Below are 23574 nucleotides of genomic sequence, written 5' to 3' on the forward strand. Positions count from 1 at the left end.
AGCCTGTTTACAGTGGTGTAGAAGTAATTCTACGAGTCGTAGAACTACTTCTACACCACTGTAGAACACGTGGGTCGGTCCGCTAGAATCAGCCGGTGGCAACCAACGAATCGAAACGTGCAACCTCCTTAGGTGACCTGGAGCGATCCATCATGGAGATCCTCTGGCAGGCGGACACCCCCCTGTCGGCTTACGACCTTCAGGACCAGCTCCCCCTAGCCACCGACAGCGGCCGCCCCCGCGCCGCCACCACCGTGCTCACCGTCCTGTCCCGCCTGGAGCGCAAAGGCTTCGTCACACGGGAACGCACCTTCCGCCCCCACCGCTACTTACCTGCGGCCTCCCGGGAGGAGCACATGGCCTCCCTCATGCACGAGGTCCTCGGAACAGCCAACGACCGGGCCGCCGTACTCGAACGCTTCGTCGGGGGCGTCAGTTCCGAGGAAGCACAAACGCTGCGGCGCCTCCTCGACGACCACTGAGTCCATGTGATCAGCGCCTCGATCGCCCTCGCGGCATTTGCCCTCGCCCTGGCCTGGCCCGTCCCAATCCTTCTCTCGCACGCCAAGTGGCCGACCTGCGCCCCCGCCACCGCACTGGTGCTCTGGCAGGCCGTCGCCCTGGCCGGCGGGCTGTCGATGCTCGGGGCCTTGCTCACCTTCGGCCTGACCCCTTTTGGGCCGGACCTGGTCACGGGCGGCATCAGCTTCGCCGCCAGCTTCTTGGGAGATCAGCCATGGGTGCCCGCAGGCCCGATGCACATCCTCGCGCTGTCCGGAGCAGTTCTGCTCGGCGGGCATCTGCTGCTGAACCTGATCGTCACGATTGTGCGCGCCGAACGCGATCGTCGGCGCCATGCCCAGCTGGTCCTGCTCCTGAGCACACCGCTGCCCGAGGCCCCCGGCACCCGGCTCCTCGACAACCCCGCCCCGATCGCCTACTGCCTCCCCGGGGCGTTCACCACGATGACCGTCCTCTCTGCCGGACTGCTGTCACTGCTCGATGAAAACGAGCTGGACGCGGTGATCGAGCACGAGAAGGCGCATGCCACCCAACGCCATGACATCGTGCTCATGCTATTCCGCGCCTGGAGGGCTTCCCTGCCCTGGTTCCCCATCGCCGACCGCGCCCACCGCGAAGTCGGGCTCCTCGTCGAGATGCTCGCCGACGACAGCGCCCGCCGGAGCGTCGACGACCGTACCCTCGCCCGAGCCGTCGTCCTTGTCAGCACCGGTGGATTCGCTGCTCCCTCGCACCGCTTCCAAGGCACCTGGACAGGAACGGCCCCTACCGAGGATGCTCGTCATCGCATCCTGCGGCTGGAGGCCACACCCCTGCCGACGGGGCAAAAAGCAACAGTCATCGGCGCAGCCGCTGCGCTCATCTCCGTGCCCACCATCTTGTTGCTCGCCCCCGGCCTCACCAACCTGTTCGACTGACCACAGGCGCGAACCACGCTGGCTGCCACGGCAACATCTGACCCACGACAGGGCGCCCTGACATCGGTATCTACCGCGTCACATGAGGTACCTCAGCGCCACTCTGCCGCCACCGAACCAGGAACCTCGAACCGGAGGGCGGCAGCTCTGCGCGTCATACAGCGTTGCGTCCCCGCACGACGCCGCATTAACGGGAGCGAAGACGTATCCTCAGGAGAATTGTCCGTGCTCCTACGCGCACACCAATGTTTGATGCCTGCGGTCCGTTGCTCGATCTTTCCGTCGCTGCCTGCGACGTCCTGGGGGAAACACCATCATGCCCCGCGACTCCTCTCGCCGCCCTGCCAAGCCCGACCTCCGTCACCGCGCCTCCTCGCCGGTGAGCGCCCTCGCCGCGTTCTCGGCCCTCGTGGCGCTGAGCGTGGCCGTCAGCTCGGGCGTCACTCCGGGGGCCGGCGAAGAACGAGGGGCTGCCTTCGGGGCGTCGGCGGGTTCCTCGACGTCCTCGGAGCGGTCGGACAGCGGGTGGAGCCTCTTCGCGTCAGGTCAGGAGCGGCAGCACCCCCCGGCGGCACCGCTGCGGCAAAACCGTTCCACCTCGCCCGTCCGTGACGGCGCCACGGGCAACGGCTCCTGGCGCCAAGGCACCGGCCCGGGCGACGGCGACCGGAACGCGGCCTCGACGGTGCGCCCGGGGCGGCACGCACCGAGGCTGTACTCGGGCGAGCTTCCCGTCAACACCCTCATCGCCCCCACCACTCCCGGGGCCGTCCTGACCGGGGGCACCTTCGGGTGGCGGATCGCCCCCGATCGCGGCGACCGCGAGTTCCATAACGGCACCGACGTTTCCGCCGCCGCAGGGCTGCCGGTCGTGGCGGCCGCCGAGGGCGAGGTGACGGCCGTGTTCTGGGACGTCTGGGGCGGCAACCGTGTGGAGGTCACCCACGCGGACGGACTGAGAACCACCTACAACCACCTCCAGGACGTCAGGGTGGCCACCGGTGACCGGCTGACCGCGTCCGAGCAGCTCGGTTCCGTCGGTGCCACCGGAACCCGGGTCACGGGACCAAACCTGCACCTCGAGACCTGGGTCGACGGGCAGGCCGTGGACCCCCAGTCCTTCGACTGGGTCGACGGCCTCCGCGTCATTCCCGCCTCCCGCAGCAAGTACTCCTTGGAGGTGCCCGTGCCGGCTCTCCCGGAGGACGAGACCGCCGCCAAGAAAAAGGCCGCCTCAGGCGAAGAGACTGCCGATCAGAAGAAGGTCGCCCAAAGGAAGGCTGCCGAGCAGAAGGCCGCTGCGACCAAGAAGGTCACGAAGGAGCCACAGCCCACGGCCGAGCCTTCCGCTCCTGCAAAACCCAGCCCCACACCGACTCCTGCACCGCCAGCAGCGCAAAAGCCCACGGCCCCCCAGACCAAGCCGGTAAAGCCCGCCAAACCAGCACCTGCTGCGACCCCGCCCGGGCCCCTAACGGCACCGTCCAAGCCGGCACCGCCCAAACCGGCACCGCCCAAACCCGCGCCGCCACCATCCGCGCCGCCACCATCCGCGCCGCCACCGTCCGCGGACACTGGGAAAGAGAAGGATCTCCTGCCCGGGGTGGCGCCCCGGGTTCCGGACACCAGACGGGACACCGATCGCGACGGCACCCTCGATATTGAAGACACCGACCTCGACGGGGACGGCATCGACAACGAGGCTGACGACAACCTCGACGGCGATAAGTTCGTCGATGAGGTTGATCCGGACATGGATGGGGACGGCCTGCTCAATGAAGGAGACCCGGACATTGACGGGGACGGCATCCTCAATGACAAGGAAGAGGGGCCCATACGCCCGGCACGAGTGACGTCCGGCAAACCAACCCCCGAGACTGGCGAGCCGAGCGCTCCGGCAGGAATCACGGCCCCTGCCCGGGGAAATCGGAATGCCGGCACCTCGCCGGCCACCAGTGCAGTGCAGGCACGCTGAGGTGCACCTGATCTCATAACTTGGTCGCCTGGCGCAGTCGGCGAACGTTGATGAGCGGGAGGCCGAGCAGGGCAGAGGACCAGGGTGCCGACGATGCGGTCGTAGCGGATTCCGAGGCGTTTGAAGCGCAAGACCCCGGAGATGGGGCGCTCGACCACCAAGCCGTGTCGATCCAGATGAGTTTTGGCCTCGATCCCACGGCGGGTAACACGCACTTTGATGCCTGGGCGGCGCCGTGGCTGCACGGGACGTCCGCACCGATCGCGCACACCGGAGGTGGCCACCATCAGGAGTTCGAAGAGACGGCTGTCGTGGGTGTTGGCGGCCGGGGCGTGAACGTGCAGGGGCAGGCCGTTGCGGTCAGTGAGCAGGTAGTACTTGGAGCCCGGGTTCGCGTGGTCGGTGGAGTTCGGGCCGGTCAGCTCGCTCCCCTTTTTGGGTTCGTACCGACACCGAGTCGATGCTGGCCCCTGTCCAGTCGAGGATCTGCTCCTCGGAGAGCTCCTCGAGCACGGCCCGGTGGGGCTTCTCTCAAACCCCGGCCGCCTGTCACTCGCGCAGAGGCAACCAGGCGGTGTGTCCGGACCCGTGCCCCAGAGCCGGTGGCAGGTCAACGACACCGAGGTATGCAGCACGAACAAGATGCCCTCCACAGCGGCCCAGTCATCGATCCACGCCGCCTACCGGGACCTCGCGGCGGCGTTAGGGGCGGGATGAGCGGGGCGATCAGCTCCCACAGTCGATCATCCACTGCGGCTTCATCGTGGCCATACAGGAATGGTCAGCCAGCCGGACGAGGGCGATCAACGACCGACCAGGTCTTGAAAACAGATGTACGATAATCGCGATGAGTCACGACCACGGCATGTTCGGTTGGACTTTGTTCAGATACGTCACAGCCCTGGCGTTCGGTCTGGGCGCGGTCGGCTACGCCGCGGGATGGTGGGCGTCCCGCCACCGGGGGCGCTGGCCGATCCACCGCGCCGTGCTGTGGTACACCGGGCTCTTCTGCGCCGGGGTCGGGCTGGTGGGCCCGATCGCTGAAGCCGCCCGCACGAGCTTTCCCGCCCACATGGTCGGGCACCTGCTCTTGGGCATGGTCGCGCCACTGTGTCTGGTGCTCAGTGCCCCGGTCACTCTTGCTCTGCGTGCTTTGCCTGTGGTTCAGGCCCGCGCGCTCTCCTGGGCCCTGCGCACCGCTCTCGTGCGGGCTCTGACCCATCCGGTGGTCGCGGTGGTGCTCAACGTCGGGGGCCTGTGGGCGCTTTACACCACCGATCTGTACGGCATGATGCACACCTCGGTGTGGTTGTATGCGCTCGTCCACGCCCACGTCTTCCTGGCCGGCTATCTTTTCACCGCCGCGATGGTGGGGATTGACCCGAACCCGCACCGGAGCTCCTTCGCCCTGCGGACCGCAGCGCTCATTGGGTTTCTCACAGCCCATTCGATCTTGGCCAAGTGGCTTTACGGCCACCCGCCCGCCGGCGTTGACTTCGCCGACGCGCGAATCGGGGCGCAGATCATGTATTACGGTGGGGACGCCGTGGACGTCACCTTGATCGTTGTTTTCTGCGCCCAGTGGTACACCGCCACCCGCCCCCGTGGAATACCCCTGACAGACACCCATGCACCGCGCTGAGTACACACCCGGCGCCAGCGTCCGTCCAGATCCCTAAGGGAGAATACATCCATGGAGTACTTCGCGGCTGTGCTGCCGTCCATCTGCATCGGCGTCATCTTCTGGCTGATCATGCGTTCGATTTTCCGCGGCGACCGCACCGAGCGCGCCGTCGAATCCGCTTCCCAGGACGACGCAGCACGCTGGTATAAGGACCTCAAGCAACGCGAGAGCGACGCCCTCCCCTTCAGTCCATCCTCCCTCGCCGACAACGAGCCCACGCGCTGACCCCGGGCATCATGTCAGCGGGGGGGCTAGCGGCTGACCGCCTCAGGTGATGGGGAACGCGTCCCCCGCGACGGGGCTGTGGCCCGCCCCGTGACATGCCCGTCGACGGGGCGACCTACGCATCACGGACCCCGTAAGCCAGGACGGCCTCAGATCGTCGGCTGCGGCAGCTCCCGGATCCGCTGATACAGACCACCCGTTGCATCCTCGGATTGTGAAGACGGCGGAGAAGCCGTGACGGTTCACGGTGCGGGAGAGCGTCAACCACACCGACCACCAGCTCGCCGGTGAACCCGTCCACGACTGCCCCACCCGCACCGCCGGTCCCGCGCGGGCAGCACGGCCACCCGGGACACCGAGGCTCACAGCACTCACATCACAGCGATCAGGACAGGGAGGACAGATGACGGATCCGCTCACCGGGCGTGTTCTGGTGGTCGACGATGAGGTCGACCTGGCGGAACTGGTCGCGGAATATCTGCGCAAGGCGGGCCTGGACGTCGAGGTGCGCCACGACGGCACGGACGCGGTGGCCGCGGTGCGGGAGTACGCCCCGGACGTCCTCGTGCTGGATCTGGGGCTACCGGGAATCGACGGGATCGAGGTGTGCCGTCAGGTGCGGACCTTCTCCGACTGCCACGTGCTGATGCTCACCGCCCGCGACGACGAGGTCGACAAGATCGTGGGCCTGTCGGTGGGAGCCGACGACTACGTGACCAAGCCGTTCAGCCCGCGCGAGCTCGTGGCCCGGGTCCAGGCCATGCTGCGCCGGGCCCGCACCCGCCCCGCGCCCACCCCGCCGCCGGCGGGGCGGGCCCAGGAGCTGGTGATCGGGGACCTGGTGGTGGACGAGGCCGCCCGGGAGGTCCGCGTGGGCGGGGAGTCGGTGGCACTGACCCGGATCGAGTTCGATCTGCTGGCCGCCCTGGCGACGCACACGCAGATGGTGCTCTCGCGCCGGCAGCTGGTGGAGATCGTCTGGGACACGCGCTGGACCGGGGACGAACACCTGGTGGACGTGCACATCGGGCGGATCCGCAAGAAGCTCGGCGATGAGGCCGCCAGCCCGAAGTTCATCCATACGATCCGCGGGATCGGTTTCCGGATGGGCACCGGAGAATGAGCAGCACTGTCTTAACAAGCCCGCGCTGGTCCTGGAGCCCGTTGACGGTGCGGTTGATGCTGGCCCAGACCGCGGTGCTGTTGATCGGGTTGATCATCGTGGTCGTGACCGCGGTGCTGGTCGGGCCGAACATGTTCTACCACGAGCTCGTCGAGTCGGGTCACGCCGATGAGGCCCTCGGGCTGGTGCACCTGGAGGACGCCTTCCGCTCGGTGAGTCTCACGGCCCTGGCCATCGGCGGGTTGCCGGCTCTCTACATCGCCGGGCTGCTCACCTTCTACCTTTACCGCACGATCGGGCGGTCCCTGGCCTCTTTCAGCACCGCCGCCGGTGAGGTGGCCGCGGGCAACTACGATGTCCGCGTCACCTCCACCAAGCTGGGCCCGGAGTTCGACGCCCTGGCCTCCTCTTTCAACGAGATGGCGGCCAAGCTCAGCGCGGTGGACACCACACGGCGCCAGATGCTCGCCGACCTAGCCCACGAGATGCGCACCCCACTGGCCAGCCTCAAAGGCCACCTGGAAGGGGTCGAGGACGGGGTGGTCGCCCTCGATGCGCACACCACCGGCATCCTTCACGCCCAGATCACCCGCCTGGAGCGCCTGGCCCGCGACATCCGCCAGCTCACCGCCGCCGAAGAGGGCATGACCCGCCTGCAGCTCACCCCCCAAGACCCGGAGCATTTGGCGGTCCAGGCGGTCGCGGCCATCGAGCCCGACGCCGCCGGCAAGGGTGTGTCGATCACCGCGGTGAGCACCGGCCCGGAGACCGCCCCGGTGCCGCTGGACCCGGAACGGATGGGCCAGGTGCTGAGCAACCTGCTGGAGAACGCCCTGCGCCACACCCCGACCGGGGGCACCATCATCCTGCGCACCGACCACACCGCCGAGGCGGTCACTTACACCGTCACCGACACCGGGGAGGGCATCAGTGCCGAGAGCCTCCCGCACGTCTTCGAGCGCTTCTACCGCGCGAACACCGGCCGGGAGGCCCACCGCGGCGGCTCGGGGCTGGGCCTGGCGATCAGCAAGGCCCTCGTCGAGGCCCAGGGCGGAACCCTGGAGGCCACCAGCGACGGCCACGGCCGGGGCGCCAGCTTCCGGATCCACCTGCCCTACCGTCGCCCCACCGGCTGAACACTGGGAGCACCCGGACCTAAGGCTTGAAAACGACTGCGGGCCGTGCCCGCCACCAAGAGCTTCGGAGCTTGGTGACGGGCACGGCCTGCGGCGGTGCAGAGGCACCTACCTGCGCGAGGTCCCAGTGGTCCCTCCGAGCACGAGCCGGCGGGTGCCTTTCACGCTGAGGCTGACAACCCGTTCCAGCGGGCCCTGGCCCAGGGCGCGGTACCAGGCGACCGCGAACAAGGCCGCCAGCGTCACGTGGATCAGGAACCACAGGTACGGCTGGTCGTAGTGGAGCTCGAAGGACAGGCCCACCAGGTGAGCGGTGTACAGGGTCAGAGTCATGACGCCCATCGCTGCCAGCGGCAGCAGCCAGGCCTCGGCCTTGCGGGCGATCAGCAGGAAGGCCCCGAGCACGGCCAGGCTCACGCCCAGGCTGGCCGCGATCGCCAGCGGGGTGTTGGTGTGCGGGGTGGCGATCGCCAGCCACCACACCGTGGAGGTCGGCAGGGAGTCCGGTCCCCAGATCAGGACCTCGGCGAGTTCCTCCTCACCGAACGAGGAGGCGTCCAGCAGCCGCTGGTAGCCGCCGAAGGCGTAGAGCAGGAAGTAGGAGGTGGCCTGAGCAAAGATCGCGATCCCGACACCGATGACCAGCAGCCGGATCTGCACCTCCTGCTTGCGCAGGTTCAACCGGCCCAGACCCATGCCGACCAGCAGATAAGTCATGTACGGCAGGGCTGGGTAGGTCCCGGTGAGCAGCAACTGGGAGGCCGTGGCCCCCGGCTCCGTGAGGACGGTGGTGAGGGTGGGGTTGTAGTTGCTCCAGGCGGGCAGCTCGTTGAGCAGGCCCTGCATCAGCAGCGGGGACACGAGCCCGAAAACCGCCGCGGAGCCGAAGAGCGCCTTCGGCCCGGTGTGGAGGAAGGGGATTGCCAGCAGGAAGAACACCCCGTAGTAGATCAAGATGTTGTCCGCCGGGGCGTCTGCGGGCATCAGCGTCCCGATCCACAGCCCCACAGCGGCAATCAGCACGGCCCGTACCGCCAGCCCGATCCGGTCGGCGGTTATCGCCTGGCCCTCGTGCGGGTGGCGCCCACCGGAGGTCAGCGCCAGACCCACCCCGGCCAGCAGGGCGAACAGGGCCGCGGAGTCCCCGGAGAACACCCGCCAGGTGAAGCTGGCCTCCCCGGTCTCCTCGTTCCAGGAGGGCAGGATGTGGATGGCCATCAACCCGACCAACGCCAGCCCCCTCGCCGCATCGATCCCCACCAACCGGCGTGTGGGCCGGATCAGTGCATCCTCGAGCCCTCCTGAATCGGCTTTCTCCGCTCGTGACATCGCGCTCATGACTCCCCCTGATCGAGCCGGCCCTCTTCGGAACCGGTGAGGCATGCGACCCCCGCCGCATTCGAGGCCTCGGGGTGTCCGAGGCCGATTTAACTCCAGGGTGCGCGCTGTCCTTAAAGCCGATGTTGCAGCTCTCTCAAGTTCCCGTGAAGATTCCCGGAACCCTCGCCATAAGGCAGTCGGATGCACAAGCGACATGACCGAAGTGGGAGACCTTGAGGCCGCTCAATCGGTTCCTGCACGAAAAATCGCCAGAGGGATGCCGTCTCTGCCACGCTCCCCATCCATGCCAGTCCAATTGGGAAATTGGGAAGGGGCCCTGGTTCGCGAAGATCGAACCAGGGCCCCCACACCGCTGACCCGGGGGACTGCCCGGGTGCGGCCGATGAGAACTGGGGGTTCCCGATCTGGAAGTTACGTCGTCTCCGCCCCGAAAAAAAGGACGCAAGGTGATTAAACACCATAATTTATGGTATTTACACACTTCCTTTACTTAAACTATACAATCGTTAGATTTCCTTGATAAATATTGCACTTTTTAGGACGATGCGCCAGCACGATGAGCATTCCAGTCTCAAGTTCAGGGGCGACAGTTGCAGCATGCACCAATAGGGCCAATAGGGCGTGGTCCTGGACATATTTATATCCCGGACTTCCGTTAGCAATGTCGTGATCAGCACCAGTGCGAGAAGTGACATGGGTGCTGGTTGATCAGGATGGGCCCGGTGCTAGACAGCCTGCCGAAGAAGGCTCCACATGAGGCCCTACCCATGGCTCCAAGACCATGAGTGGCGGCCATGCCGCGGAGGCGGTCACTGCTAGCCACTCCAGGAGGACACCAAGCCCCAACACTCTCCACATGTCCTCATGCGTTTCTCCTGCGCCCATCCCTGCCGGGACAGTGCATCGCAGGGGCAAGGTTGGATCCAAATGCGGAAACCGTGGGGCGCCCCGAGGGCCTCGCACTTCCTCGGTCGCCGCTTCCACTGTCAAGACGGGTGCCCCGGTATCCGGGGAGCAGAGCCGGGGCACCCGAATGCCCGTGCACGGGTGGGTGAGAACGGGGTGTTCTCACTAGCAAACTGTAATGCTCATTGAGCCGGTAGGCCAGCCCGTCGAGCATCTGGTGAACAAACTTCAGGAAATCTATACATCACGTTTAAGGTAACGCAACATAAATCTTCGATTTCAATATTCAGAACCAAGTGACCATGGGTTCCACTTTTCCGGCAACACACCGATGACATACGCATCGCAATGTTCACCGGAGGAGGAGGACTCGGATCGTTGTCGCTTGCGGCAGCTCCCGAATCCGCGGATACAGGGTCGTTTCGGACATGCGGAAGAGTCTTGAAGCGACCCTGATGTCATCCCGTGGTGGGTCCGTCACGGAAGCTGTGCTGATGCGCCCCCTCCGCAGGTCTTTGATCCTGCAGTCCAGTTCGTCGTTGCCTGCCAGCCTGAAATACGGCTGTGTCATACGTACCACGATGTCCACAGGCAACGACGGTCTCAGATGGTCGTCGCTTGCGGGAGCTCCCTGATCCGCCGGTAGAGGGTGGCTCGGGACATGCCGAGGTCGCGGGCGACTTGGGCGGCCGGCTCTCCGCCCTCGATGAGCCGCAGGGCGTTGCGGATCTGGGAGTCGGTGAAGGTTTGGCGCCGCCCGCCGAGGTCCTTGCCGGCGGCGCGCCGCTTGGCCACCGAGTCCGTGATCCGCTCCCGTTTGATCGCCACCTCCATCTGCGCCAGGGCGGCCATGACGGTGAAGACCATCGAGCCCATCGGGGTGGCGGTATCCACGTCTCCCCCACCCAAGTTGAGCACCCGCAACCCCGCACCTCTGCCCCGCAGCGCGTCGGCGAAGGCCAGCATGTTCTGCGTCGACCGCCCCAACCGGTCCAACGTGGTGACCACCAGCGTGTCACCCTCCTCGAGCGCAGCGGCCGCCCGGTCGAACTGTGGACGCGACGCACGACCTCCAGACACTCCACTGCCGACATAGATGTCATCGCGTCGCACGCCGGCACGCAACAGGTCAGACACTTGGCGGTCTGCGTCCTGCTGGCGCGTCGAGACGCGCGCATACCCGATCAGCTTCCCCATGTCCACTGCACCTGTCTCGCAACTAACGTTGAGCATCCGATTCTAGGGGCATTAATAAAGCACATAGATGCGAGACAGGCCGACCCGCGGAAACATGCGGGCGCAAATTTATCGGACGAGACGTCTCGCATCCCATGCCTTCAGAGACACACTCGATGTGGTTCGCATGACTGCCGGGCAAGCGCATGCCATGGTTACGATGATGTGCATCGATGTCAGCTACGAGCCATAAGGGGAACGATGCCGTTCGAGGTGTTCGACAAGAGAATGACTCCGCTGGCTAAGGCACCGAGTGTGACTATCCAAAAGCGCGGGGTGATCTCGCTGAACAAGGCCGCTCACGACCTAATCAACAACGCCGAGACGGTCGAACTGCTCTACGACCACGACCGCCAGGTCATGGCACTGCGCGTCGCCGATGACTCCGCCCCGCACGCCTACGCGGTCCGGAACGGTTCCAAGCGTGGCCCTGGGCAGGCGGTTGTCTCGGCCACGGCCTTTACCGCCCACTACGACATCGACACCACAGCCACGAGGCGGTGGAAGCCCTTCGTGGAGGACGGCATGCTCTGCGTGGACCTCACCCAGGAGGGCACGGTCATCACCGGAAACCGGGCAAAGGCCATCGATGCTGCCGCCAGCACAGATATTTCCACGGCTGATCAAGCCGCTGATATCGGACTCACTGCAGAGACAGAATGAGCCGGGCATAGGCTACGGCAGACCCGCGGGTTTCTTGTCGGACAACTATCGAAGCTGGTTTCTTATGACTGCTGGTCCTGCCTAAACATGCGGCGCGAGGATTTCGGCAACATCATGCATGGCGTAGCGACTTTCGAGAAGAACAAGAATTTCTGCAGGTGTACGTGGGGGGTTGCGTAGTCGGCCTGCAAGGGTGTGAAGCGCGTACGCCGCCCTCAACGGATCGACGTCTGCAGTGTCTGCTGCGAACTCGGCAGGGTGTAGAACTTTGATGTGCGCGGGCACTTTTTCCGGCTGAATGTGCTTGAAATTGTCGGTGACAATCCCTCCCGCACCCCCCACGACGGCGGCTGCGACAACATGCTCGTCGTTGGGGTCGCGCAGCCCGTAACTTCCCTCCAGTGGTCCCCAGCCAGTCACGAGTGCGTCGTCGAAGTTCGTGCGCATCTTCATGATGAGGTAGTCAGAACGCCGCTGGGATTCTTCTGCCTCCACCCCACGCCCAAGTAGCTTCAGTTCCTCATGCCGGCGTAGTTCTCCGAGGATGGCCTCACTCCACAGCGGCCGATACAAACCTTCCGCCGCCATACTCAGGATGAAATCCCGTTGCAAACTGGGCCATAAAACACAGGTATCAAGGATGGCGGCGAACATGTTGCCATCCTTGCACTTGGTTACCCATGATTCTGTCGTGTCGCCGCAACCTCGGCCCGAACCTGGCGCAGTCGTTCAGCGACAACCTCGGGGCTTTCTTCAAGGTCGTAGTCATCGGCCGTATCGAAGATTGCTCGGTACTGCTCCTCGCGACGCTGCTTGCGGTAACGCAATACATCGTCCAGGCGAAGTAGCCGGCGGCGCTTCCCGGGCGTATCCGCGGGAAGCTGGCCCTCGTCAATGAGCTTCACGACGGTAGGTCGACTTACTCCTAAAAGGTCGGCCGCCTGCTGGGTCGTCAGCGTCTGCGTCTGTGGGACCACAGTCACCGCTCGACCAGCCTGCAGGGCCTCGACGACCTGGCGCAGGACGCGGTAGACGTTCTCAGGAATCTCGACACTATCGTTAGGCTCTGCCCCCACCAGGAGATATCGAGGCGCGGGGCGTTCACCCCTAGAGGCCTCATGCGCCTCGATGAAGTCGTACACCTTCGCTAGCTGGTCCGAACCCTCCGGCAGATAGGTCTGCTGCTCAAGCGTCTGTGCGGACATCGTCACCACTCTCCCTTAGATATGAAACAATCGTAACCCCTTTCGTTTGCTTCGTAAATGCCTTGGAGGCCGCACCACGCCCTTGAGTCGGGGCACGCCCCTATCGCCCGCCAGGAAAATTTCAAGGTGTCTGAGGCCAGCGAACCGGGGCTTCCCTTGCGGGGTCAGGGCGCAAGCTGGGCGTAGACCACGTAGTTGTCCTCGAACTGGCCGGTCAACAAGTTGTACCCGTCGCAGGTGATCAGGCGCAGCTCAGCCCCTGCGGTGTCGCCGTAGACGGCTTGGGTGTCGAAGTTGTCCTTGGAGTACTGCTCACCGCGCTGAACAACGAACACCGCGGTGGTGCCGTCGTGGCGGGCGACCTCGATGGTGTCCCCAGGCTCGAGCTCCCGCAGGCCTGCGAAGACACCGGGGCCCCCATCGGTGGCATTGACGTGGCCCAGCAGGATCGCCGGACCCGGCTCGCCCGGGACCGGGGACTGGTTGTACCAGGCCGCCGGTGAACCCGGCTCCCCCGGCGGCACTTCCAGGCTCCCATCGGCCCGCAACCCCAGGTGCAGCAGGGGCGAGTCGGTGCCTGTGGCGGGGATGCGCACGGACACCGGAGGGGCTTCGTCGTCGGCTTTGGGCGTCGCAGAAGGCGACGGCGTGGCAGAGGCGGACGGTGCCGGTGCCGTGGACGGTGAGGTGGCGGTCCTCGAGGGCACGGGATCAGCTGTTGCCGACGATGTCGTTGCCGGCGGCTGGGTGCTGGCAGAACCGGTGTCGGCGCAGCCGCTGACCAACAGCAGCGTGAGCGCCGCACCGGCCAGAAGGCCGGTGCGGCGCTCACGGGCAGCACTCATCACGGAGAAGGATTCCGTCCGGTCAGAATCGGTGTAGCTATCAGGCTCAGACCTGGGCAGCGCGGCGGCGGGCCACGATGCTCGCACCGGCGGCGGCCAGCAGGGTCAGACCACCGGCCACGGCCAGGCCGGACACGGTGTTCTCGGACTCCACGGCGACACCGGTCTCAGCCCCACCCACGGGGACCTGACCGACCTGGTTGTACTGGCCGTTGCCCCAGGACTCTGGCACGTAGTCCACGATGACGTCCGTGCCACTGTCGGCCTCGTCGTCGCCGCCCTGCTCACAGGCGATGCCATCGAGGTCACGATCCAGGTGCGGAGCATAAGCCGGGTCCCCGACCGGGATGTTCACCCGGCCCGCGGCACGAGCCTCAGCGCAGTTGTCGAAACCAGCGACATCCGTCGGGGTCTCAGCAACCGGAGTGACCGGGGGAACGGAGACACCGTCATCGGGCACCAGGGCGGCGTTGTAGACAGCGCCGTCCTTCTCACACCCGACACCGTCGACGGGTTGGTCCAGGTGCGTGCCGTACCCGGGGGAACCGGCCGGAATGTTGTAGACGCCGTACTGGGCCGCCTGCGTGCAGTTGTCGAAAACGATCGGGGCCGCTGCGGCCGGAACCATCGACAGGCCGGTGAACCCGGCGGCGGCCAGCACGGCCATCCCTGCGGTGATCTTCTTCATGGTGTCCCCTTTGAACGAAAGCAAATGGATGTATCTGGATCCTATGGACTGGGATCGACTCTTGTGGGGACACCACGACTTTCCGGTCGTCGCAGTGCTATGGAACCCGTAAATCTAGGCCTTCTTGCACCCGACCCAGGCGTCAGTGTTGTGGATTCCTGCTCCGTGGACGCCGTGAGGGCTGCTTGCAGTCCCCCTGAAAGGGGACATGTCCACCACCGCACGGGTAGGTGTGCGATAGCCCCATGAGTCCTCGCCACCATGAGCTGCCTCAGCAAGTAGGAGCCGCCGCACGCATCGACGCTCATGGGCGTTCCTTTGAGCTAGGTCATCCCGAAGGGCCGTGCGGGCTCATCGGCCGGCAAGACCAGCAAGACCAGATTGCCGGGCACCGGGGCCGGAGGACATGACTTCGTGCCAGGTCGCCGGGGACTACCCGCCTCTACAGGGCCGAACGCGTTGACCCCTCGTCCCTTTGGCACAGGACAGGTACCCGCTCAACTCTTCCGGAGATCAACGACGTACATCACACATGTCAGGCGTCGCCGTGCTGGGGAGGATCCGTGACGTGGGCTGATGCCCGTGCGAACCAGCAACACGGTAAAGATCGGACACCCTAGTAATTTGCAGATGCTACCAAGTGGTATTTCTTTGACTGTCGTCCTCCATCGCATCGAAGTCCAAGACCGGCAAAGTCATCTCCGTCTCCTGAGGCCGTGGCACTGGCGGGCGCAGGACGGTGGCGTTGTGATCAGTAACGGCCACGAAGACGAGTAGCACACAGGGACGACCGGCTGGATGGTTTCCCCTCCCCCACCGAGCACAGGAAACACCACCCATGACCCCCCACCGTGGCCTGCCCGACCCCCTGCCGCCGTTGCCCAAGTCCCCCTCCGGGCGCACCCCACAGTGGGTGATCGATGAGGCCCTGAGCCGACAAAACGGGTCTGCTGCGGCCGGCCAACGTCGGCGCCGCCGTCGGGCCGACCGGACCATGAACCGGGAGACGCCGGTCTCGGACTGGCGCCGCTGGGAGCCTCCAGTGTCGGACCGTAGTCCCCGCCGGAACTCATGGGGAATGACCCTTCTGGTGCTCACGCTCGTCGTGGGAGTACCGGCGATCGGTGGATACCTCGTGCTGCCCCATGTCCAGGAGCGACTGATCAGCGCCTCCTCCACCCCGGCACTACCATCCCCGCCACCACAGGATCCCGGCCCCGCCTCCGGGCCCGCGGAGCAGGCCGCACATGAACCGCCGATCGACATCACCACCGTCCATCCCGTGCCCGAGGGGGACGTCATCGTGGGACCTGCCGATCTCGACGTCCCAGGGCATTCCACGGATGGGCGCATCCCGGTGCCGGCGGACGCCGACAACGCCTACGGCCCCCCGGCCGGGGTGGACTCAGCCGCCCACCCCCTCGGGAGGCCCCCGGTTGTGCCCGACACCGGTGGGTACAGCCTGCTGGCCACCCAGAGCCCCGGGGACCAGGTCGTCGCCTACGATCCGTGCCGCCCGATCCGCTATGTCGTGCGCCCCGATGGCGCCCCCGCCGGTGGACAGCAACTGCTCGAACAAGCCATCGCGGAGATTTCGGCGGCCACTGGGTTGCAGTTCCTCGACGACGGCCCCACCACAGAGGCACCCCGGCAGGACCGGGAGCCCTACCAGCCCGAGCGCTACGGTGAACGCTGGGCGCCCGTGCTCATCACCTGGTCCACCCCGACGGAATACCCGGACCTGGCCGGCGAGGTCGTCGGCCTGGGCGGCAGCACCTCCCTGCAGGTCGGCAACAGCCCGCACGCCTACGTCACCGGTCTCATGACCCTCGACGCCCCCGACCTGCAAGAGACACTTCAGCACCCTGCAGGAGCCGAGATTGTCCGGGCCGTCATCATGCACGAACTCGGTCACGTGCTCGGCCTGGGCCACGTCGAGGACCCCACCCACCTGATGCACGGGGTGAGCACTGAGCACAACACCGCCCTCACCGCCGGCGACCGGGCCGGACTGGCCAAGCTCGGCGCCGGCCAATGCGTTCCCCAGCTCTAGCGAAAGCCCCGTCCAAGGGAGGCTTATCAGATGCACGCCTGGCCTCCTCACCCGACCCCCCCCCAGTACACTCGGCGGTGATCGATGAGCGTGATCGTCACCCTCCTCAGATGAGGTGACGATCGCTTTCGATACTTGCTGGAGCGACCGTAACAGTCCGCGCGCACGACGAAATGGGGGCCCGGTGACCACCGCGCCCCGGTTTCTCGAGGCGACACTGTGAGAGCCTGGGTCCGTTCGCATCCCCTCCCCCATGGAGTTCCCATGAGTGCTGCCAGCACGCCCAATGCTGTGCTGGGCGAGGTCCCGGTCGTGGGCTCCTTCGCCGTGGCTGCCCAGCTGCGGAAGACCACCGCCGGCACCACCGCCCGGGTAATCGTGGCCCTACCCGAGGACGTGAAAATCACCCCTGCCGCCCTGGTGCCAGCACTGCTGAGCCTGGGCCAGCAGGTCCTGCTCGACTACCGACTCAGCGGCCACGAGCTGCCCGAGGTGGAGGTCACCGCCGTGGAACGGGTCGAGACCGCCCCGACAACAGTCACGGCAACCGGGTTCGCCCTCGGGGTCATCAACGATTTGGCGGCCAGGCGCTCGGCCATCGCCGTGGACTCGGACCTGCTGCTGGGCAACGACGGCGGTGTCCTGCTGATCGCCGCCACCCTTCTCGCCGGCGCCGAACACCTCCTGGAAGCCGGAGACCACTCCACCGACCGGCCCGCCCCGACCCGGAGTCGGTCCCACCACCGCCGCTGATCTATGGCAACACCTGGTACCGCCACCTGGAGGACCCCGGGCCTGCCAGCCGCGCTCTGCCCCGGAGCGCCCATCACGAGGCGGCCGTGGATGCTGTCCCTCTCCCCACTGGTGCGGTGCGGTCTCCGTCGAAGAACCGCTGAGCCAGCCTTGAAACACAGAGCCTGTCACCGGCATGGTCTACGCAAGACTGAAGTGACTCCTCATCAGACGGACATATCCGGCTCTACATGAAACCGACCTCACCACTCTCAAGCGCGTCAATGAGGTCGGGCTCGCGGAGGTCGACCGATTGCGCGCTGAAGAGTGGCCCAGACACGCGGCTCTGAAGGTCGGATAGGAGGCAGGACTTCTGGGCTGCGATAAATGGCGCCTTCGTCCATGCGCAGCGTTGGTTCAGCTGGCGTTTCGGCAGACTCAGGGTCAGGGACTGCACCGGTGTCCGCAGGAATCGATGCAGAGTGCCCCCATTCGGCGCTTTCCGACTGGTCAGATGGCAAAGCGCCGGGCTGCTCCTGCCTGGACATTCTTGAAGCTACAGGTGGTGTGATGGTCTCGGCACCCTCCACCGCCCGAGCTAACCAACGACCTACCGTCTTGACGGAGGCTCGCATCAGCTCGGCGATCGCCTGCTTCGATTCCCCCGCCAGGTGCAGGGCTTGGGCCTTCAGCGCTTTCGCATCGGTCATTGCAGAGCGCACGGTGCGGCCAGTCGCCGCGTTGGCTGCCGCTGCCTCAGCCTTCGCCTCCGAGGTGGCTTTGCCCCCTACCCGGCCCTTCCGTGATAGGAACTGGTTTTTTTTGCCTCCATGGCTAGACGTACGCGGTCGGCCGTTGCCCTTGCGTGCCTGACGGCACGCGGAGGCAGACAGCGCCCGGACTTCCTTGTCTGGCAACGGGTGCTCGAGGTCTCGATTGAGCGTTCGGGCATACGCCAGCGCATCAGGTTCGTGTGGCTCGCGCTCCTCCCCGAGCCACCGGGTCCAGAGCCACCGCAGGGTCTTACGGAACAGAGAGCAGTTGCGCCCAGAGGTGTTGGCAATCGCCTGCTGCACTACTCGCGACTGCTTGGCTCTGTCCGGAGTGGGTTGCCATGCCGAGACGGCTGGTCCGTCGAGGATCTCGTCGTGAAACGGATCGACGTAGGACTTCATGTGGTCCATCAACTCCCCCAGATGCCACGGAGTGGCCCTGTTCCCCCAGTAGACCTTCCCCACCGGGTTGCGGGCAGATGGATTCTGAACCAGGAATCGGGTGAAGTTCTCGTCGCCGTAGACCAACCGAGTTAGGGAACGTAATACCGAGTCGGCGTACTGCTTCGGGCCGGGACGGTGACCACGACCGACGAAGACCGGGTCGATCGCCCAGCCTGCCTGAGCATGACCAGACTCGGGCTTGTGGATGATCCAGGTGGCCGGTGGCACGGCGGGATGCATCAGCAGCATGAGCGCGTCGCAACGGTCCACGTCGACCACCAGAAAGTTGATGTTGTCGGCCGGGTTGATCTGGACATAGGGGAACTCGACCACGGACTGACCGTTGTTCGGCAAAGCCTGGTGCTTGGTGTACCCGGCCCTGAAATAGGTCAGGCGGTGGTGCGTGATCCATCTGCTGGCCGGGCTCGTCTCCTGCCTCGGAGGCAAGATTCCTAGCAGATCAAGGACTTCGTCTGGGCATGGGGGTATGGCGTCAGGGGCCCAGGGTGCTAATCTGGACGTAACGCACCCCCGGTGTGATAGGGCAAGAAATCACTCCGGTGCTATATGCGAAGCAGACCAACAGGTTTGGCGACTCAGGTGGTCGGCTTCGAGAATTGTTTTGAGAGGGACCCGTCTGGGAAGGCGGGTCCTTTCTCATGCAGTCATGGGATCAGGCGATACGTCGTTCCTCCAGATTGATCGTCTGCTGCTCGGGCTTCGTTGACGACATGGCCGTACGGTCCAACCAGTCGGTAATAATTTCGACTGCCAGGTCATTGGCGGTAGTGCCACGGGACTCCACGATGTCCCAAAACTGGTTGTACCGGTCAATGGGAAGGTTCGCAGATACCTTCTGTCGCTCGCCCTTGGACGGGCGGCCGCCACGGGGACTGCGCGTACGAGGCATAGTCGTCATGGTTGGAAGTATGTCAGTCGAACGACATCGTTTCCAGAAACACGCTGCATGAGTTTCCAAATTTCCCAGTCAACGTTGGCGTGTCCCAGGTGGTGGCAGGTTAGCTCTTCGAGTCAGCCGGTGGCCGCGGATCTGGCCGGCGAGAATTCGGAGATGGGCCGACTGCGTCATCGACCTGGACATCGCCGAGAACGGCCGCCGGGTGGTGATCGAGCTCAACGGGCTCCTCAACGCCGGGCTCTACGCCTCCGACCCGGTGCTCGTTGTCCAGGCCCTGGTCGCCCGGCCCGGGGCAGTACGTGCGCTGGATGTGTGGTCACACACGTGGGTGGCATGAGTACTCAGCAAATGACCCCTCCCCCACTACCGTCACACCCTGCCCACCGCCGCCGACGTCCACCGCTGGTGCGAAGACGTCGTGCTGATGGGTGAGTCGTCCGCCATCGAGCGCGACGTCGACCTCCACCCGTCCACCTTCGAGAACTACTTCATCCAGCTCGACGCCCACCGCACCTTCGTCGAGGTCTGCGGCATCATCGCTGACACCGAGCTCACCAGTTCGCTGGTGGCCGCCCGGCGCGACCTGGTGCTACACGCCACCGAGCTGCACTATGACTGGGACGAGCTATACGAGGTCGGCCAGCATCTCGCAAAGGCCAAGATGCCACTGGCGATCCAGCACTTCCCAAGTGATTCCTGACCGTCCACCACGACGACCGACGGCCCGCCGTCTCCATAGGGGACAGGCCGTCGGCCTGCGTGGGAGCATTGTTGTGTTCTACTTGTTGTACCTGTTCCACATGTTGAACTTATGCACCCAGTCAACCATGCGCCGGTCAGCGGGCGTGCTTGAGTTTGCCCTTCAGCGGCGGGAACTGGGTGACGTTCGCCCGGATCAGGGCCTGGCCGATCGCTACGGCTACCGCCTCGCGGACGAACGCCGACTTGTTTACCTGCCAGCCCTCCATCTCGGCTCGGTCAAGCTCGGCCATCAGCTGGTGGTGGAGGTCGTAGGGCAGCACGACGTTGTAGGAGATCTTCCTTCCGCCGTCATCCGGCGGCGGAGCGGACTGCAGCGCCGTCTCCCGCTCCTCCGGGCTCAGGGCCAGGTGCTGATGCACCGCCCGCTGCAACCAGCGGACGAAGGACGTCGGCCCGCCGCCGGGGATCCGGTGCTTGTCGGAGGAATACGCCCGCTTAGCGTGGTCCAGGGAGGTGCGTGAGAACGAGACTCCGATCGGGACGGTGGTGGCCCGCGGGCCCGCCAAGGGATGCGAGTACCGCTCGAGGCCCCTGACAGCCTCGGAGTCTGCGACGGCGAGCCCGCTCGGATGGATAGCGGGTGCTGACATGGCACTCCCCTCCCCCATCGGCTCCGCGGTCGGCACCACATTTTCGGTCTTCTCTCGAGTAGCAAGCTCCGGTCGCCTGGTCTCTCCGGCCGGCACCTGAGCTGGGACCTCGTCCTCGAGCGCCGGCTGCTCGGCGTGCTGCTGCGCGTCGTCGAGGGTCTGCCCGTTGGACCGCGGCTTCAAGATCTCGGCCACCGGCCACTCCCCCATCACCTCATCGGAGCCTTCCCCCACCGGCTCGGCGGTCACTGCCGGCACCAGAGTCCCCTCCCCCACCGGCAAGGTGACGGGTCCGGGCGTCGGCGCGGTCTCGTTCGCCAGCGTCTCGGCAGCCTGCTCGAAGACCGTGATGTCGGCCGACTCGTCGGAGCCGGCGGTGCTGCTGCGCTGGTTGGCTCTGGCATCCAAAAGCTGCTCGTCACGCAGGTGCTGCTGCTCCAGGGCTTCGTCGCGCACCTGGTTGCGGGTCTTCTTGCCCACCAGCTTGTTCACGCGCTTGGTCGGCATCGTCACGCCTCCCCAATCAGGGAGCCGAACACCCTTGCGTAGTCCTTAGCCGGATTCGACTTGGGATCGTACTGGCCCACCGGCATGGCCGAGCGTGTCGCATCACGAGCTGCGATGCCCTCACGGATCGGATCAGTGACCTTCGTGGACTCCCCGTACTCCTCGCGCAGCGTCAGCACGAGCTCACGGTCCAGCAGACGGCGGCCGTCGTAGCGCGTGGGGATGATCGCGCCGATCTTCAGCCCCCTGTTGATCCGCGGCGCCAGCCGCTTCTCGATCACCGACTCGAAGTAGTCGACCTGCGTGTACGCCTCCACGTCGCACACCACAGGGGCGATGAGGTACTCCGCCGCTGCCATTCCGGTAATGCTGAGGTCGCTCATGGCCGGCGGGGTGTCAATCACGACGTCGTCGTAGCGATCGGCCACGTCTGGCAGGAGGTCCCGTAGCGAGGTGATGAGGTCGTCAACACTGTTCACATCGACCAGAGACAGGTCGTGCTGGCCGACCAGCACCTCGACGCCCTCGATGTCAGGCGCCTCGGTCGCAGCCTCTTCGATGGTCATCCTGGCGGTCAGCACATCTGCGGCTGTGCCGTTGAACTCCGTGGCATCGGTGAAGCCCAGGCGCTGCGTCAGCGTGCCCTGCATGTCCAGGTCGACGGCTAGGACTCGCCGGCCTCGCTGGGCCAGTGTCCAGATCAGTTCGGCCGCGGTGGTGGTCTTGGTCGTTCCGCCCTTGGGGAAGGCGACGGTGTAGATCATCGTGGATGTCCCTCTCGGCCGGGTGTACGGCCGGTGACTTGGGGAAGGCTGTCGTCCATCACCCTAACCGGTTACACGCTTCAACAGGTCAAACACGTTCAACGTAGTGAACACAACAATATTTATCCCTTGCTCGGTGCCAGCCGCAGCCAGCGACGAGCGGAGCGTGGGGCGTACCTGGATCAGAAACGCTTGTCACGTTATGCAGGTTCAGCATGTGGAACCGGCGCTATCGGGCTAGCACCTGATGGCACCCCGGCATGGAGCGTGGGTTGGACCGACTCACGTGGTCGAGCGTGTGAGACTCGTTGAACTTGGCACTACATGCAGACTCTGCACCATGCGTTATGCAATGACGCGGCCGACGCCGCCCGGTCCACTTCGACACCTATCAGCAATAGAAGTCTCTGCAAGACCTATGGGTAGAACAAGGCAAGCATGGGCAACACAACAAGGGACCCTGTGGCGCCAACACACGCCAGGGGATCCATTGGGCGGTTAAACTTATCGAACATGTGAAACAAGTAGAACGAGATAAACATGCACGACGCAACAATAAGCTGGCTATGCCGGTGAGCCTTGACGGGTCATGGCGTCGTTGCTTCTTACATCGAACTTGTGCCACATGTGCAACATGACAAGACCGCACAACACAACAAGAGTCCGTCGCCAGCCGCTATCGAGTTCGAGTTTCATCGATCAGACAGCTGACGCAATGCAACAGCGGCACTTGTTGGACATGGTGAACCGGTTAGACCCAACAACGTAATGCGGTACGGCTGTCAATCTCGGTCAAGGCCCTAGAATCCGGCCAGGTCGCCGGCAAGGCGCTCTGCCTCAGCGGCACCCTAGGTTTCCATAAAGCGGGGCCCGGTCTCGTCGTTGAACATCTTGACGGCAAACTGGTCCGCACCGAGGGACTCGACGGCGACTCGCAGTTGACCGTCCCGGGAGGCGTAATGGACGCGGCCCGGGCTGGCGCAGTCGAACATGCCCTCGTCGTCGTACTCAGGGCGTGGCCGAGGTACTCGTCGCGATCCAGGAGGGCTTCGACCTCCTCGAACGTCTCCTTGGCGCTGGTCGCGGTGGTCAGGTCTGACAGCATCTTGGCGAGAGAGTGCTGGATCGACTCCGACACGTGTTAGTTCTCCGATTTTGATCGACTGATCGCCCGTCGTCAGGGAATGTCCGCGGTCGGCTGCGGCGGTGGGGGAGGGGCAAACCGTCGCCATGGCCGTCATGTGTGCGGTTGACCGTGTCGGGATGCAATGGCCTGAGGTTGTCCAACGTCGACGGGTGGCTACAGGCGACACGCTGGGATCTAGCGGTTACGTCCGTTTTGGACACTACTGACGTTTCCGACTGGATGGCGGTATGCCACAGCCTATAGCCACATGGGACTGCCCCGACTTTGGTTGGCTCTGACCTGCCCCACGGTTGGGACTGTCGCAGCGACAGGTGGCAGGTTGACCTAGCAGTGCACCAGTCCCCTTCTCTCAATCCAAGGGATGCGAGACGTCTCATCCGGAAAATTTGCGCCCGCATGTTTCCGCGGTTCGGCCTG

The 23574-nt window shown here is 65.1% G+C and carries 23 protein-coding genes; 13 read left to right on the forward strand and 10 right to left on the reverse strand.

Going from position 1 to position 23574, the window contains the following annotated elements; translation table 11 throughout:
• Window positions 1-95 precede the first annotated feature (95 nt).
• The 7 genes from CK505_RS08250 (at window position 96) to CK505_RS08280 (ending at window position 7582) form a co-directional block, all read left to right on the forward strand.
• Window positions 96-482: a BlaI/MecI/CopY family transcriptional regulator gene (locus tag CK505_RS08250; protein WP_219930804.1), complete on the forward strand. Its 387-nt coding sequence runs from the start codon at window positions 96-98 to the stop codon at window positions 480-482.
• Between the two features lie 6 nt (window positions 483-488).
• Window positions 489-1439 carry a M56 family metallopeptidase gene (locus tag CK505_RS08255; RefSeq protein ID WP_062737393.1) on the forward strand — a complete coding sequence of 317 codons (951 nt, stop codon included), beginning with the start codon at window positions 489-491 and terminating at the stop codon, window positions 1437-1439.
• A 379-nt stretch (window positions 1440-1818) separates the two neighbouring features.
• Window positions 1819-3414 carry a M23 family metallopeptidase gene (locus CK505_RS08260; RefSeq protein WP_158279241.1) on the forward strand — a complete coding sequence of 532 codons (1596 nt, stop codon included), beginning with the start codon at window positions 1819-1821 and terminating at the stop codon, window positions 3412-3414.
• A gap of 847 nt (window positions 3415-4261) precedes the next feature.
• Window positions 4262-5056, forward strand: a complete 795-nt coding sequence (locus tag CK505_RS08265) for a cytochrome c oxidase assembly protein (protein ID WP_095650768.1) — start codon at window positions 4262-4264, stop codon at window positions 5054-5056.
• A 51-nt stretch (window positions 5057-5107) separates the two neighbouring features.
• Window positions 5108-5323, forward strand: coding sequence for a hypothetical protein (locus CK505_RS08270; RefSeq protein WP_095650769.1), 216 nt, complete (start codon window positions 5108-5110; stop codon window positions 5321-5323).
• A gap of 403 nt (window positions 5324-5726) precedes the next feature.
• On the forward strand, window positions 5727-6446 hold the full coding sequence (locus CK505_RS08275) for a response regulator transcription factor (protein WP_095650770.1): 720 nt from the start codon (window positions 5727-5729) through the stop codon (window positions 6444-6446).
• A gap of 56 nt (window positions 6447-6502) precedes the next feature.
• Complete coding sequence (locus CK505_RS08280) at window positions 6503-7582, forward strand: cell wall metabolism sensor histidine kinase WalK (protein ID WP_095650771.1); 1080 nt, start codon at window positions 6503-6505, stop codon at window positions 7580-7582.
• A 108-nt stretch (window positions 7583-7690) separates the two neighbouring features.
• Here CK505_RS08280 and CK505_RS08285 read toward each other — a convergent pair whose 3' ends face one another.
• Both CK505_RS08285 and CK505_RS08290 read right to left on the reverse strand, forming a co-directional pair.
• Entirely contained in the window at window positions 7691-8965 is a 1275-nt protein-coding gene (locus CK505_RS08285) for a heparan-alpha-glucosaminide N-acetyltransferase domain-containing protein (protein ID WP_353301337.1), read from the reverse strand.
• 1467 nt (window positions 8966-10432) lie between these two features.
• Window positions 10433-11026, reverse strand: coding sequence for a recombinase family protein (locus CK505_RS08290; protein WP_095650809.1), 594 nt, complete (start codon window positions 11024-11026; stop codon window positions 10433-10435).
• Window positions 11027-11266: 240 nt separating this feature from the next.
• On the opposite strand from CK505_RS08290, the gene CK505_RS08295 reads away from it, so the two are divergent.
• Entirely contained in the window at window positions 11267-11728 is a 462-nt protein-coding gene (locus tag CK505_RS08295; RefSeq protein ID WP_062737304.1) for a hypothetical protein, read from the forward strand.
• A gap of 81 nt (window positions 11729-11809) precedes the next feature.
• On the opposite strand, the gene CK505_RS08300 is transcribed toward CK505_RS08295, so the two are convergent.
• The 3 genes from CK505_RS08300 to CK505_RS08310 form a co-directional block, all read right to left on the reverse strand.
• Window positions 11810-12382, reverse strand: a complete 573-nt coding sequence (locus tag CK505_RS08300) for a PIN domain-containing protein (protein WP_084271826.1) — start codon at window positions 12380-12382, stop codon at window positions 11810-11812.
• A 20-nt stretch (window positions 12383-12402) separates the two neighbouring features.
• Window positions 12403-12933: an excisionase family DNA-binding protein gene (locus CK505_RS08305; protein ID WP_095650810.1), complete on the reverse strand. Its 531-nt coding sequence runs from the start codon at window positions 12931-12933 to the stop codon at window positions 12403-12405.
• A 164-nt stretch (window positions 12934-13097) separates the two neighbouring features.
• Window positions 13098-13640: a class F sortase gene (locus CK505_RS08310; RefSeq protein WP_255250919.1), complete on the reverse strand. Its 543-nt coding sequence runs from the start codon at window positions 13638-13640 to the stop codon at window positions 13098-13100.
• Here CK505_RS08310 and CK505_RS18845 point away from each other — a divergent pair.
• Window positions 13582-13815 carry a hypothetical protein gene (locus tag CK505_RS18845; protein WP_232319483.1) on the forward strand — a complete coding sequence of 78 codons (234 nt, stop codon included), beginning with the start codon at window positions 13582-13584 and terminating at the stop codon, window positions 13813-13815. The genes CK505_RS08310 and CK505_RS18845 overlap by 59 nt on opposite strands.
• Window positions 13816-13824: 9 nt before the next feature.
• Here the strand turns inward: CK505_RS18845 and CK505_RS08315 are convergent, their stop codons facing one another.
• Window positions 13825-14466 (reverse strand): excalibur calcium-binding domain-containing protein, encoded by a 642-nt coding sequence (locus CK505_RS08315; protein ID WP_062737305.1) that lies wholly within the window; start codon window positions 14464-14466, stop codon window positions 13825-13827.
• A 1078-nt stretch (window positions 14467-15544) separates the two neighbouring features.
• On the opposite strand from CK505_RS08315, the gene CK505_RS08320 reads away from it, so the two are divergent.
• Together CK505_RS08320 and CK505_RS08325 are read left to right on the forward strand one after the other, a co-directional pair.
• Window positions 15545-16519, forward strand: coding sequence for a matrixin family metalloprotease (locus CK505_RS08320; protein WP_176338650.1), 975 nt, complete (start codon window positions 15545-15547; stop codon window positions 16517-16519).
• 264 nt (window positions 16520-16783) lie between these two features.
• Window positions 16784-17272, forward strand: a complete 489-nt coding sequence (locus CK505_RS08325) for a hypothetical protein (RefSeq protein ID WP_141246792.1) — start codon at window positions 16784-16786, stop codon at window positions 17270-17272.
• Window positions 17273-17532: 260 nt separating this feature from the next.
• Here CK505_RS08325 and CK505_RS08330 read toward each other — a convergent pair whose 3' ends face one another.
• A complete protein-coding gene (locus tag CK505_RS08330; protein ID WP_141246793.1) occupies window positions 17533-18801 on the reverse strand; it encodes a replication initiation protein in 1269 nt (422 codons plus the stop codon).
• Window positions 18802-19141: 340 nt separating this feature from the next.
• Complete coding sequence (locus CK505_RS18175; RefSeq protein WP_136341073.1) at window positions 19142-19387, reverse strand: hypothetical protein; 246 nt, start codon at window positions 19385-19387, stop codon at window positions 19142-19144.
• 205 nt (window positions 19388-19592) lie between these two features.
• On the opposite strand from CK505_RS18175, the gene CK505_RS18850 reads away from it, so the two are divergent.
• A complete protein-coding gene (locus CK505_RS18850) occupies window positions 19593-19724 on the forward strand; it encodes a hypothetical protein (RefSeq protein WP_255250917.1) in 132 nt (43 codons plus the stop codon).
• Window positions 19725-19805: 81 nt separating this feature from the next.
• Window positions 19806-20087 (forward strand): hypothetical protein, encoded by a 282-nt coding sequence (locus CK505_RS08335; RefSeq protein WP_062737309.1) that lies wholly within the window; start codon window positions 19806-19808, stop codon window positions 20085-20087.
• 136 nt (window positions 20088-20223) lie between these two features.
• On the opposite strand, the gene CK505_RS08340 is transcribed toward CK505_RS08335, so the two are convergent.
• Together CK505_RS08340 and CK505_RS08345 are read right to left on the reverse strand one after the other, a co-directional pair.
• The gene (locus CK505_RS08340; protein ID WP_141246794.1) at window positions 20224-21252 is read right to left on the reverse strand and encodes a hypothetical protein; all 1029 of its coding nucleotides are present in this window, start codon (window positions 21250-21252) and stop codon (window positions 20224-20226) included.
• Window positions 21249-22010, reverse strand: coding sequence for a ParA family protein (locus CK505_RS08345; RefSeq protein ID WP_062737311.1), 762 nt, complete (start codon window positions 22008-22010; stop codon window positions 21249-21251). Before CK505_RS08345 ends, CK505_RS08340 begins: the two co-directional genes overlap by 4 nt.
• Between the last annotated feature and the right edge of the window lie 1564 nt (window positions 22011-23574).

This window comes from Kocuria sp. WN036 (assembly GCF_002287015.1).
GTDB classification, from domain to species: domain Bacteria; phylum Actinomycetota; class Actinomycetes; order Actinomycetales; family Micrococcaceae; genus Kocuria; species Kocuria rosea.

What these genes read in the sequence shown, in the direction of transcription:
- CK505_RS08265 (WP_095650768.1), top strand. Translation starts at nt 4,262, where the DNA reads ATGAGTCACGACCACGGCATGTTCGGTTGGACTTTGTTCAGATACGTC.
- CK505_RS08270 (WP_095650769.1), top strand. Translation starts at nt 5,108, where the DNA reads ATGGAGTACTTCGCGGCTGTGCTGCCGTCCATCTGCATCGGCGTCATC.
- CK505_RS08275 (WP_095650770.1), top strand. Translation starts at nt 5,727, where the DNA reads ATGACGGATCCGCTCACCGGGCGTGTTCTGGTGGTCGACGATGAGGTC.
- CK505_RS08280 (WP_095650771.1), top strand. Translation starts at nt 6,503, where the DNA reads ATGCTGGCCCAGACCGCGGTGCTGTTGATCGGGTTGATCATCGTGGTC.
- CK505_RS08285 (WP_353301337.1), bottom strand. Translation starts at nt 8,965, where the DNA reads ATGCCTCACCGGTTCCGAAGAGGGCCGGCTCGATCAGGGGGAGTCATG.
- CK505_RS08290 (WP_095650809.1), bottom strand. Translation starts at nt 11,026, where the DNA reads ATGGGGAAGCTGATCGGGTATGCGCGCGTCTCGACGCGCCAGCAGGAC.
- CK505_RS08295 (WP_062737304.1), top strand. Translation starts at nt 11,267, where the DNA reads ATGCCGTTCGAGGTGTTCGACAAGAGAATGACTCCGCTGGCTAAGGCA.
- CK505_RS08300 (WP_084271826.1), bottom strand. Translation starts at nt 12,382, where the DNA reads ATGTTCGCCGCCATCCTTGATACCTGTGTTTTATGGCCCAGTTTGCAA.
- CK505_RS08305 (WP_095650810.1), bottom strand. Translation starts at nt 12,933, where the DNA reads ATGTCCGCACAGACGCTTGAGCAGCAGACCTATCTGCCGGAGGGTTCG.
- CK505_RS08315 (WP_062737305.1), bottom strand. Translation starts at nt 14,466, where the DNA reads ATGAAGAAGATCACCGCAGGGATGGCCGTGCTGGCCGCCGCCGGGTTC.
- CK505_RS08320 (WP_176338650.1), top strand. Translation starts at nt 15,545, where the DNA reads ATGACCCTTCTGGTGCTCACGCTCGTCGTGGGAGTACCGGCGATCGGT.
- CK505_RS08325 (WP_141246792.1), top strand. Translation starts at nt 16,784, where the DNA reads ATGAGTGCTGCCAGCACGCCCAATGCTGTGCTGGGCGAGGTCCCGGTC.
- CK505_RS18175 (WP_136341073.1), bottom strand. Translation starts at nt 19,387, where the DNA reads ATGACGACTATGCCTCGTACGCGCAGTCCCCGTGGCGGCCGCCCGTCC.
- CK505_RS08345 (WP_062737311.1), bottom strand. Translation starts at nt 22,010, where the DNA reads ATGATCTACACCGTCGCCTTCCCCAAGGGCGGAACGACCAAGACCACC.